This window comes from Nannocystis pusilla (assembly GCF_020073745.1).
In the GTDB taxonomy this organism is placed as follows: Bacteria; Myxococcota_A; Polyangia; order Nannocystales; family Nannocystaceae; genus Nannocystis; species Nannocystis radixulma.
Genome location: NZ_JAIRAU010000025.1, coordinates 43,379 through 53,879, shown reverse-complemented (window position 1 = coordinate 53,879; position 10,501 = coordinate 43,379). Strand labels below are relative to the sequence as shown.

Annotated in this window: 10 protein-coding genes; 4 read left to right on the top strand and 6 right to left on the bottom strand. The window is 72.1% G+C overall.

Translation table 11 applies throughout. The features are described from left to right. The 4 genes from K7C98_RS18805 to elbB form a co-directional block, all read right to left on the bottom strand. Positions 1-1,032 (bottom strand): DUF692 domain-containing protein (locus K7C98_RS18805; protein ID WP_224193065.1); only part of this gene is annotated, 1,032 nt, incomplete at its 3' end. Positions 1,033-1,278: 246 nt separating this feature from the next. Next, a complete protein-coding gene (locus K7C98_RS18800) occupies positions 1,279-1,731 on the bottom strand; it encodes a hypothetical protein (RefSeq protein ID WP_224193064.1) in 453 nt (150 codons plus the stop codon). 62 nt (positions 1,732-1,793) lie between these two features. Next, positions 1,794-2,675, bottom strand: a complete 882-nt coding sequence (locus K7C98_RS18795) for a hypothetical protein (RefSeq protein WP_224193063.1) — start codon at positions 2,673-2,675, stop codon at positions 1,794-1,796. Positions 2,676-2,729: 54 nt separating this feature from the next. Next, the gene (gene elbB, locus K7C98_RS18790) at positions 2,730-3,401 is read right to left on the bottom strand and encodes an isoprenoid biosynthesis glyoxalase ElbB (protein WP_224193062.1); all 672 of its coding nucleotides are present in this window, start codon (positions 3,399-3,401) and stop codon (positions 2,730-2,732) included. A gap of 64 nt (positions 3,402-3,465) precedes the next feature. On the opposite strand from elbB, the gene K7C98_RS18785 reads away from it, so the two are divergent. From K7C98_RS18785 to K7C98_RS18770, 4 genes are all read left to right on the top strand, one after another. After that, positions 3,466-4,467, top strand: coding sequence for a hypothetical protein (locus K7C98_RS18785; RefSeq protein ID WP_224193061.1), 1,002 nt, complete (start codon positions 3,466-3,468; stop codon positions 4,465-4,467). A gap of 5 nt (positions 4,468-4,472) precedes the next feature. Further along, a complete protein-coding gene (locus K7C98_RS18780; protein WP_224193060.1) occupies positions 4,473-5,060 on the top strand; it encodes an RNA polymerase sigma factor in 588 nt (195 codons plus the stop codon). Further along, a complete protein-coding gene (locus tag K7C98_RS18775) occupies positions 5,057-5,875 on the top strand; it encodes a hypothetical protein (RefSeq protein WP_224193059.1) in 819 nt (272 codons plus the stop codon). The genes K7C98_RS18780 and K7C98_RS18775 overlap by 4 nt, the downstream gene beginning before the upstream one ends. A 100-nt stretch (positions 5,876-5,975) precedes the next feature. Continuing rightward, entirely contained in the window at positions 5,976-7,136 is a 1,161-nt protein-coding gene (locus K7C98_RS18770; protein ID WP_224193058.1) for a hypothetical protein, read from the top strand. Positions 7,137-7,589: 453 nt separating this feature from the next. Here the strand turns inward: K7C98_RS18770 and K7C98_RS44870 are convergent, their stop codons facing one another. Together K7C98_RS44870 and K7C98_RS18760 are read right to left on the bottom strand one after the other, a co-directional pair. After that, positions 7,590-9,512 carry a M1 family metallopeptidase gene (locus K7C98_RS44870; protein WP_224193057.1) on the bottom strand — a complete coding sequence of 641 codons (1,923 nt, stop codon included), beginning with the start codon at positions 9,510-9,512 and terminating at the stop codon, positions 7,590-7,592. Positions 9,513-9,673: 161 nt separating this feature from the next. After that, a complete protein-coding gene (locus tag K7C98_RS18760; protein ID WP_224193056.1) occupies positions 9,674-10,399 on the bottom strand; it encodes a Bax inhibitor-1/YccA family protein in 726 nt (241 codons plus the stop codon). Between the last annotated feature and the right edge of the window lie 102 nt (positions 10,400-10,501).

The window sequence follows — 10,501 nt, the reverse complement described above, 5'->3', positions numbered from 1 at the left end:
TCGCGCGCGGAACCACTCGAGGGGACCGCTCACCAGTCGTTCGCCGTCATGCTCGACGATCAGCTGCTGCACCCCCCGCTGGAGCTCGTCGAGCTCGGTCGCGCGGCTGTCCTCGCGGACAGTGCCCGAGAGGACATGTCTTTCAGGACATGCGACGGGCGCGGCCGAACGATCGGCGAGGGCGGCCTCGTAGATCGCGGCCAGTTCGCGGACCTCGGCGACGAGCTCGGCGTACTCGGGGATGTTGTGATCGCGCTCGTAGAGGACGGGCACGGGGCCGAGGCGGGCGACGACGCGGGCCATCAAGGCGCGGACGGGCGAGGGGACGGGCGCACCGTGGGTGTCGATGAGCAGGCCGCCGAGCTGCGGGCGGACCTCGCCGCCGGCGACGTGCAGGCGGACCACACGGTCGAGCGGCAGGTCGGCGACGAAGGCGTCGGGGTCGAAGCCGTGGTTGATGGCGTTGACGACGACGTTGTTGACGTCGAGCAGCAGACCGACGTCCGCGCGGGTGAGCACCTCGTGGAGGAACTCGAGCTCGCGGGCGGCCAGCGCGGGGCCGCGGTCGCCGCCAGGAGGGGCGCCGGCGGCTGCGTAGTAGCTGATGTTCTCGAGCGCGAGCGGGCGCGCGAGGGCGTCCTGGGCCCGACGGATCTGGTCGGCCGCGCGTCGCGCCGAACCCGTGGTGAAGGGCAGGGGCAGGAGGTCGTGGAGGCACACGCCGTCGCGGCCGGTCCAGCACAGGTGGTCGGTGTGTTCGGCGACGCCGAGCTCGTCGAGGAAGGCGCGCAGCTCGGCGAGATAGGTCGTGTCGAGGCCGGTCGCGGCGCCGACGTTGAGCATGAGGCCGTGGGTCAACAGCGGACGCCGCCCGGCCATGGTCGCCAGCGCGGCCGGAAAGTAGCCGCCGCGGCGCATGTAGTTCTCCGGCGAGATCTCGAAGAAGGCGAGCGCCGGGTCGACGGGTTCGGCGAGCGCCTCGTCGAGGAAGCCCCAGCGCAGGCCGAGGCCGATGCCGGTCGGGCGGGTCATCGCGTCAAGCATACGGCTTCGGTCGTCGAGCGCGCGGACCGCCGGGCGAGGCGACCGCAAGGCGGTCGCGGGCAGGATGCTGGCTCAAAGGACAGGAGACCGCGAGGTGCCGGGCGACGCGCGGCGGGCGGTGCTCGCCGGCGTGGGGTTCGTGGGAGTCGAGCTGGCCCAAGGGACAGGTTGCCCGAGCGTTGCGAGGCCGACCCGCGGCCTGGGCAGGCCGGTCGGCCGGGACGTCGGAGAGGCTCAGCCGCAGGTGCCCTCGCCGCAGGCGGCCTCGCCTCCCTTGGCCTTCTTGGCGGCCGGCTTCTTCTTCTTCTTCTCGGTCGTGGTGGCGGTCGGCTCGGCCGCCGCGGTGCTCGGCGCGGTCGCGGTCTCGGTCGTCGCCGGATCGGTGGCCGCCGCGGGATCGGCCGCCGCCGCCGTCTCGGTCGGCTCGGCCTTGGCGCCGCCGCAGCCCTTCTCGCCGCCGCAGCCCTTCTCGCCGCCGCAGCCCTTCTCGCCGCCGCAGCCCTTCTCGCCGTTGTGGCCGCCGCAGCTCTTCTCGCTGTCGTCGGCGTGGCCCTTGCACGACTTCTCGCCCTCGGCGGCGGTGTTGCCGGGGACCTCGGTCGCGTCGGTCTGGGTCTTGTTGCAGCCGCCGAGAGTGAGGCCGGAGCCGAGCAGGGCGAGGGTGGCGGAGATCGTGCGAATGTCCATGACTGAGGTGCTCCTGTGCGTTCGTTACGAGGATGGGCGCGCGCCGGATCGCAGCGCGCGAGTCACTTGGCTGCGGGCGCGGGGGCGGGCTGGGCGGCGGGATCGGAATTCGGGGCGGGCGCTGGTGCGGTCGCGGGACCGGGATCGCCGGGCTTGCCGTCGGGGCGGGCGATGAACTCGAGCGAGACCTCGGCCTCCTTGGCGACCTTGGGCGCCAGCTGATCGAGCGTCTTGGCGGCGAGCTTGCCGAAGCCGGAGCGCGGACGGACGTCGTACTCGTCGAGGCCGATCGTCAGCGGCTCGACGCTCTTGACCTCGACCTCGCGCAGGACGTCGCCGTCGTAGCGGAAGGTGGCCTCGAGCTCGACCGACTTCTCGGCCTTGCGCTGGTGCAGCAGGAAGTCGCCGCTGGCGGTGAAGGTGACCTTGCGCTCCGGACCTGTCACTTGGGTCAGGTCGGTGACGGACGCGGCGGTGATGCGCGTCAGGGCGAACTCGATGATCGCGTTCTTGGCGAGGTCGTCGGCCGGGGTGTCGGGCGAGATCTCGAGCCAGTCGCGGGCGTGCTGGTTCTGCGTGTCGCTCTTGACCTCCTCGCCGAACTCCTTGCCGGGCTCGGGGGCGGTGCGCTGGAACAGCTCGAGGTCGCGGAGATCGACGCGCACGAGGCCGCGTGACTTGGCGAGGTCGGTCGGGTCGAGCCACACCTCACCGCTGAGGGCCGAGGCCGGGACCTTGCCGCGGATCTTCTCGATCGGCGCGTCCATGTCGAAGCCGAGCCGGCCGCTGGTGCCGTCGACGACGAGGTGCACGGTGGTCGGAGCGGGCGGCGGCGGCTTGACCTCGAGCTTCTGGGCTTTCTCGGCCAGTTTGACGGGTTCGCCGCCGCAGGCGCAGGCGAGGGCGACGCAGACGACGAGGGCGGAGGCGAAGCGGCGCGGCATCGAGGACTCCTCGGCAACGGGGCGGGCGGGCAGTTGTTACACGGGCTCGATCGCTCAGCGCAGCCAACCCGCGAGGGTCGCGACGGCCTGCTCGATCCCGGCGCCGACGTCCCGCGGACCGGGGCCCAGCATGTAGGCCGGCGTGGAGACGATCCGGAGCCGCTCGTCGACGATCGCGCGATCGACCGCGCAGGCCTCGTGGCGCGCACCGAGGGCGGTCACGGCGGCAGCGGTGCCGACGTCGTCGCCGATGGTGAGGCGGGCGCCGCCGATGCCGAGCTTGCGCAGGGCCGCGGCGAGGATCGCCGGGCTGATGCAGATGGCGACCAGCGGCTTGCCCCGCGACAGGGCCTCGCCGACGAGGCGCACGAGGTCGGGATCGATGTCTGCCTCGGGGCCGCGGACGGCGAAGTCGCTGAGGTTCTTGGCGACGCCGTAACCGCCGGGCAGCACGAGCGCGTCGAGTTCGTCCATCCGCGCGCGATCGAGCGGTTCGACCTTGCCGCGGGCGATCCGGGCCGACTCGACGAGGACGTTGCGCGTCTCCCCGGTCGGCTGACCGGTCAGGTGGTCGACGACATGCATCTGCGGGCGGTCCGGGGCGAAGCAGCGAGGCTCCAGACCGGCGCGCTCGAGGAAGTAGAGGGAGAGGACCGCCTCGGTGATCTCGGCCCCGTCGAGGTAGCCACAGCCGGCGAGGACGACTCCGACGCGTTTGCCCTGCATCGCGCCGACCTTACCACGAGAAGCGACTGGCGAAGCGCGGGCGAGGCGACGCATCCTGGGGTCCGTGCTCGTCTCCGTGCTCGCCGCCGGCCTGCTGCTCGCGCCCGCGCCTGCGGCTGCGCCACCGCGCCCGCTGCGAGAGGTGCTGCGCGTGGAGCCGGGGGCGACGTGCCTGACGGCGAGCGGGCTCGCCGAGACCATAGCGACGTGGCTCGGACGCGACACGATCGATGTGCCGGTCGCCTATATCGATGTTCGCGGCGATCCGACGCGCGCGCAGTCGGTGACCATCGCGCTCGAGATCCGCGGCGAGTTGGTCGAGCGGAAGTTCGATCCGGTGCGACCGACGTGCAGCGACCTGCATGCGGTGGTGGGACTCGGGATAGCGATCGCAGTCGACGCGGCGGTGCTCGAGGGGCTCGGCTACGAGGTGATCGATCCGGGCGAAGAAAGCGTGCCGCAGGCGTACGATCCGGAGCGACCGCCGCTCACGCGACGCTCGCGGAAAGGCGAGCCGAGCGAGGCGCCTCCCCGGCGCGCGTCGGTGTCCGTGGTGGCCGCGGTGCGCAGCGGACTGTGGCTCGGTGTGCTGCCCGGTCTCGCCGGCGGTGGTGGGGCCCAGCTCGAGCTCGGCTGGCGGCGGTGGGTGGACCTGCGCGCGAGTCTGTTCGGCGGCTACGCGGGGCCTCGCGCGCTCGACGCTGACACGCGGGTGACGCTCGGACTGGTGGGAGGACGGGTCGACGTGTGTGCCGCGCTTGCACGTCCGCGAGTGCGGCCTCGCCTGTGCTTCGGGCCAGCCGCGGGTGCGCTCCAGATCGGCGCGAGGACGCCCGGCGTGCGCGACGCGGTCGGACCGTGGGTGGCGCTGACGGTGGCGCCGGAGCTGCGGATCTGGGCCGCGAAGCGCTTCGCGGTCGACCTCGCGGTCGAGCTGATCGTCCCGGTGGTGCGCCCGGTGCCCGCCGAGCGCGATCCGAGCAAAGCAGGTATGATCGGCGACTCGCTCGCGGTCCCGCCGGTGGGGGCCATGGTGAGTCTGGGCGCCGCGTTCACGATCCGGTGAAGGATTTGACGGACCCGCGACATACAGCCAAGCGTGACGGCCCTCAGGTCCTCGATGCGGCGCGCCTGTTCCGCGACCACGCGGAGTTCGTCGCCAACTTCGCGGTCCGCCTCGGGGTCGGTCGCCCCGAGGTCGACGACGTGGTTCAAGAGGTCTTCCTGGTCGCCCATCGTCGCGGGGGCTTCGTGCCGGGGGCTGCGCGCCCGACGACCTGGCTCGCCGAGATCACGCTGCGAGTGGTGTCTGCAGGCCGCCGCCGCCTGCGACGCTCGCGGGAGGACGCCGACACCGAGGCCGTCGCGGCCGCCACCGCCCAGGGCGGCAGCTCCCCGGGCGAGCAGGCCGAGACGAGCGAGGCGCTGCGCCGCGTGCAGCAGGCGCTCGACACCCTCGAGGAGGGCAAGCGCGCCGTGTTCATCCTCTTCGAGCTCGAGGGCGAGAGCTGCGAGGCGATCGCCGCCGGCCTGGGGATCCCCATCGGAACGGTGTATTCGCGGCTGCACAAGGCCCGCAAGCAATTCATGGAAGCCCACGCGCGCCTCGTCGCGGGGCCCCCTCGGCCGCTCGCTCGCTCGCAAACGGTGACGTCATGACTCAAGAGCCCACCCGCCTCCTCGACGACGTGACGACCTCCGCCGGACTGCGCCGCGACCTCACGGCCGCCGTTCGCCACCGCGTCCCGTACGACGCCGGCGCGGGCGCGGCCCGCTTCGAGGCCTCGCTGGCCAAGGGCGCGGGCGCGGCCTCGTCGGGCTGGGGTGCCGGCACGCTCGGGCTCGGGGCGCTGATCCTCGGCGGCCTGATCGGAGCCGGACTCTGGCTGTCGCGCGGGCCCGATCCGAGCCCGCCGGAGGTCGCGCTCGGGGGTGCCGGCGTGACGGCCCGCTCGGTGCAGGCGGCGCCCGAGACTGTCTTGGAGGACAGGGTCCAAGAGACAGATCGTCCGGGCGCGCAGGGGCCTGTGGCTGTCCTGGAGGACAGGTCCGGAGAGACAGCCGGCGCGGCGCCGGCGGAGGCGCCCGAAGAGGTCGTCGAGGACATGTCCGAAAGGTCAGCTGCCGATGCCCGCGGCGACGGCAAGAAGGCGCGGGCGCGCAAGGCGGCGCGTGTCGAGGCGGCGCGCGGATCGGGCGACGGGGCGGCCGACTACCTCCGGGAGGCCCGCAGCCTGCAGGCGGCCCGCGGCTTCCTCGGACGCGATCCTGCCGAGGCGCTGGCGCGGGCCGAGGCAGGGGCGGCCGAGTTCAAGGCCGGGCAGTTCGCCCAGGAATGGGAGGGGGTGGCGGTGCTGGCCCTGTTCGAGCTGGATCGGCAAACCGAGGCAGAACGGCGCGCGGCGGCCTTCTTGACCCGTTTCCCGAACGGGCCCTACGCCTCCCAGGTGCGCGAGGCGCTCGACCGGCAGTGAGCAGCGACGGGCGAATTCGTCCGCGCTCGCCACAGATCTCACATGCCGGGCTGCCGCTCGGCCAGTGCCGTGAGTTGACTCCGGTGGCATGCTCGCCAAAGTGCGCTCCCCCCACTCTGCGCTGATCGTGGCCGCGGCATGCCTGCTCGAGAGCGGCTGCCTCGTGACGGTCTTCGTCAAGGATGCGGGCGGTGAAGCGGATGGGACTGGCGGGGGCAGCGGGTCAGTCGGCTCGGACGACCAGGTGTCTCAAGAGACAGGTTCCAGCGCCTCGACGTCGGGGACCACCGGCGAGCCGACGAGCGAGGGCTTCGGGGTGACCGTCGACGTCGACTTCGACCTCGGCGAGCAGGAAGACTGGAACTCCTGCTCGCTCGTGCGGGTGCCGTGCGACGGCGACAGCGAGGACATCGACCACGCCCTGGGGATCAACTGCGACGGTGGCCTGCAGACCGAGGGGGCGCTGACTTGGTCGGGGCCTGCCGGGTCGCGGCTGGTGGTCGACCAGGTCCTCGGCACCACCGAGGTGTACGCGCCGACCGAGGGCTCGCGCCGGGTGGCGCTGTCCACCGGCGACGCCAGCCACTTGCTGCTGACGCTCCCGGAGATGCCCGACCTCGGCAACTGCCCGGTCTCGCAGACGTGCCCGTCGACCGACTGGCCGGGCGCCGACCTCGACGAGCTGCCGCCGCCGATGGTGGCGAAGGCGAAGCAGTGCGAGGAGGACGAGCCGGTGGGGGTCCCGGGCGACTGCAGCCAGACGATCGAGAGCCAGTGGCTCCTCGGCGGGGATATGATGAAGGCGTACGATTACACCGAGCTGCGCTTCTCCGCGGTCGCGCCGCTCGGCACCGCCGGATTCGCGTTCGACTTCGCGTTCCTGACCGCCGAATTTCCGCCGCGCTTCCCGGGCGGCTACAATGATCTGTTCGTGGCCTGGGTCGCAAGCGAGCGCTACACCGGCAACATCGCCCTGGACCCCGACGGCAACCCGATCGGCGCGGTGACGCTGCCGTACACGATCAAGCTCGATGAGATGCCGGCCGGCTGCGGGGACGAATGCGTCGACATCCCGCTCCGCGAATTCGCGTTCGAGGGTCGGGCCGGGACCGCCTGGTATCAGAGCGAGATCGGGATCGACCCCGGCGAGTCGATCGAGGTCGTGTTCGCGCTGTTCGACGTCGGCGACGCGATCGTCGACAGCGTGGTGCTCCTCGACGGGGTCCGCTGGCAGTGCGCCCCGCCGCCCTCGAGCCTCTGACCCGTACACCTGACCGCCGGACCTTCGCGGCCGACCTTCAGCGGACGCAAAAAAAATCCTCGCGAGCGTGAAGGACAGACGAGGCTCGGGACATGAAGTGATGTGAGCCTCGCACGAAGCTCGCGCCTCGGGTCCGCCCGGAGCGCTCTTCCTCTCCGCGTCTGCCCGAACGGCGGCGCGGGGTGCCGCGGTCCACAGTCCGAACTCGCCGGGTCCCGCGATTCCCGATCACAGCGGGGGTTGTATGGGGGGTCCGAACACCGCTCAAGTCGCCGGGTGCACGTCGTCGTTGCGCCCTGGAGTCCGCGGGGGTCTCGTCGAGTCTCGGACATTCTTGTGTAGTGGTGCGTCGGAGCACTGGGGGGTGCTCCGCCGCGGCGCGCGTCAGACAACTGACGCGCGCTTTTTTTTGCGCCGAGATCGACCTGTCCCGAGGGACAGGCCATGGCCCGCTCACGGGACGCCGAGCAGGGCGTCGAGGCTGCCGCGGGTGATCGCGTGGTAGCCGGGGCGGGCGACGGCGAAGATCTCGCGGGCCAGCGCGGCGCCCTGGGGGGTGGCCAGCAAGGCGTCGTAGATCGGCAGGACGTACTTGCGGCGGCCCACGCCGGTGAGAAACTCGCGGATCCGCGCGTCGGCCGGGCGGTGGCCGTACCGCGCCGCGAGGATCAACCACTCACTGAGGACCTCGGCGTTGGCGGTGGCGGTGAGGTGATGGGCGGCGTCGAGTTCGGCGAGGATCGCGGCGGCCGGGCGCGGCCCGGCGGTCAACGGCAGGGCGCGCAGGAAGTGGATCCACTGCAGCGGGGAGAAACTCTGGACGTCGACCTTGCGCCCGGCCGCGAACTCGCGGGCGGCGTCGGCGGCCAGCGTGAGGCTGGCCGCCTGCGGACGCGGGGCGTCGTCGGGCAGGCCGGGCGCCTCGAGCCAGCGATCGATGTCGGGGGCGGTCTGGCCGGGGAGCAGCGGGGCCGTGAGCTCGGCGGTCAGGAAGGCGCGGAAGGCCTCGGTGGTCTGACCCGTGAAGGCGTGGCGATCGAACCATGCGCGCACGAACGGATCGAAGGCGTCGCGGCCGTACGCCTCCTCGAGGCGGCGCAGGAACAGGGCGCCTTTCTCGTAGGCGATGTCGCTGACGCCGTCGTCCGGATCGCGGCCGGCGAGGTCGAGGTGGAGGATCTGGTCGCCTGGCCGATCGGCCATGTCCGCGAGCTCGATCTCGAGGTGCTCCCGGCCGAGCGCGGCCTCGACCTCGGCGCGCTCGCGGCCGTAGATGGCCTCGAGGATGCGCCGCTCGACGTACGTCGTGAACCCCTCGTTGAGCCAGAAGTCGCGCCAGGTGGCGTTGGTGACGAGGTTGCCCGACCAGGAGTGGGCCAGCTCGTGGGCGATCAGCGACACGAGCGAGCGATCGCCGGCGAGGATCGTCGGGGTGACGAAGGTGACCCGCGGGTTCTCCATGCCGCCGAACGGGAAGGCGGCCGGGAGCACGAGGACCTCGTAGCGGCCCCACCGGTAGGGCCCGACGGCCGCCTCGGCGGCGCTCAGCATGGCCTCGAGGTCGGCGAACTCGGAGCGCGCGCGCGGGAGCACGCCGGGCTCGGCCCACACGGCGGTGCGCGGGCCGAGCTGGACCGACTCGAGCCGGCCGACCGCCAGCGCCAGCAGGTAGGCGGGGATCGGCTGATCGAGTTTGAAGGTCCTCAGGACATGTCCGTCAGGACCTGGCTCTGAGGACAGCTCCTCGGCGGCCATGACGGCGCGGTAGGGCGCGGGCGCGGCGATCCTGGCGGCGACGGTGGCGCGGATCCCGGGGCTGTCCTGGCACGGGACCCACGAGCGGGCGTGGATCGCCTGCGACTGGCTGTAGAGGAACTCACCGGCGCGATCGCTGGTCTGCTCGGGCGCCAACCACTGCAGGCCGGTGCTGGCGGGGCTGGTGCGGTAGTGGACGCGCACCTGGTCGGCGCCGGGCGGGAGGTCGACGGTGAGCGCCCGGCCGAGGATCGGGTGCGCGCCGCCGAGGGCGTGGGTGGCGGCGATCCAGTCGGTCCCTTCGGGCAGGCGCGCCTCGACGCGCTCGATGGTGAGGTCGCGCGTGTCGAGCACGAGCGGGGCGTCGGCGACGGTGCGCGTGAGCCGGTGCGTGACGCTGCCGTGGAGGACGTGGGCGGTGAAGTCGACGGTGAGGTCGAGGTCGACGGCGTCGACGCGGACCTCGTCCGGGCGGGCGAAGGAGTGCGGATCGCGGCCCGGCTGGGCGACGGCGGGGAGCTGCACGACGGCGGCCGGCGGGGTGACGAACGAGGCCGCCGGAGGAGGCCCGGAGCAGGCCGAGACGGTGAGCGCGGCGAAGGCGACGAGGAGGCGGGACACGCGGCGGTGATTGTAGCGGCTGCGACGCCGCGGCTTGAGCGCGAAGAAGTGAGTCGCCGCGGCGAGCGAGGCGCGGCCGGATGCCCGCGAGGTCCGGGCCGAGAAAGCGAAACGGGCGCGGGGGTCACCCGCGCCCGCTCAGGCGCCGCTGCGCGTGCGGCCTACTCGCGGTTGAGCGAGATGAGGAGGCGCAGGACGTACCAGAACATCAGCGCGACCGAGGCGAACAGCGCCAACGCGGCCGAGACGTACTGGTCCTCTTCGTAGTGATGCACCACGTTCGAGGTGTCGTAGAGGATGTAGCAGGCGGCCAGGATGATCATGCCGATCGTGAAGCCGAGCCCGAGGGTGAACCCGAACAGCAGGCTGGCGATGATCAGGCCGAAGACGCCGAAGCTGACGATCATCAGCGCCGACCGCATCCACGAGAAGTCGCGCTTGGTGGCGAGGACGATGCCCGTGAGCGCGGCGAAGGTCGCCAGCGTGGTGACGCCGGCGGTGAGGATGATGTTGTTCTCCGGGCCGCTGAAGTAACTGGCGATGAGCAGCAGCGGGAGGAAGATGATCGCCTCGAGGACGACGTAGAGGCCGAGGCCGAGGTACTGCATCGGCTTCGAGCGCGCCGCCTGGGCCATGTGGGTGGCGACGGTGCCGACCAGCATGAACAGGCCGAGGACGATGAGCCAGCTGGTGGAGCTGCTCATCATCTGGAGTGCCATCTTGGACGCCGGCGAGTTGAGGAGCACGGCCTCGAGGGCGACGAACAGGGCGATCGCGCCGGCGAGGTGGATGTACGTGCGCTCGATGAACTTGGCGCGGCCCGCGAGGGCGGCCTGGGGAGTGGCGGTGTCGGCGTAATACGGCTGCTGTTGCTGATTGAACGTCACGGGGCGGCCTCCTCGACCGTGGGAGCGGCTCCCACGATGCCTGAGATTGCGATCGGTGAGGGAGATTAGCCAGGGACGCCCACCGGAGCAAGTCCGCGCGCA

What these genes read in the sequence shown, in the direction of transcription:
- K7C98_RS18775 (WP_224193059.1), top strand. Translation starts at nt 5,057, where the DNA reads ATGACTCAAGAGCCCACCCGCCTCCTCGACGACGTGACGACCTCCGCC.
- elbB (WP_224193062.1), bottom strand. Translation starts at nt 3,401, where the DNA reads ATGCAGGGCAAACGCGTCGGAGTCGTCCTCGCCGGCTGTGGCTACCTC.
- K7C98_RS18795 (WP_224193063.1), bottom strand. Translation starts at nt 2,675, where the DNA reads ATGCCGCGCCGCTTCGCCTCCGCCCTCGTCGTCTGCGTCGCCCTCGCC.
- K7C98_RS18800 (WP_224193064.1), bottom strand. Translation starts at nt 1,731, where the DNA reads ATGGACATTCGCACGATCTCCGCCACCCTCGCCCTGCTCGGCTCCGGC.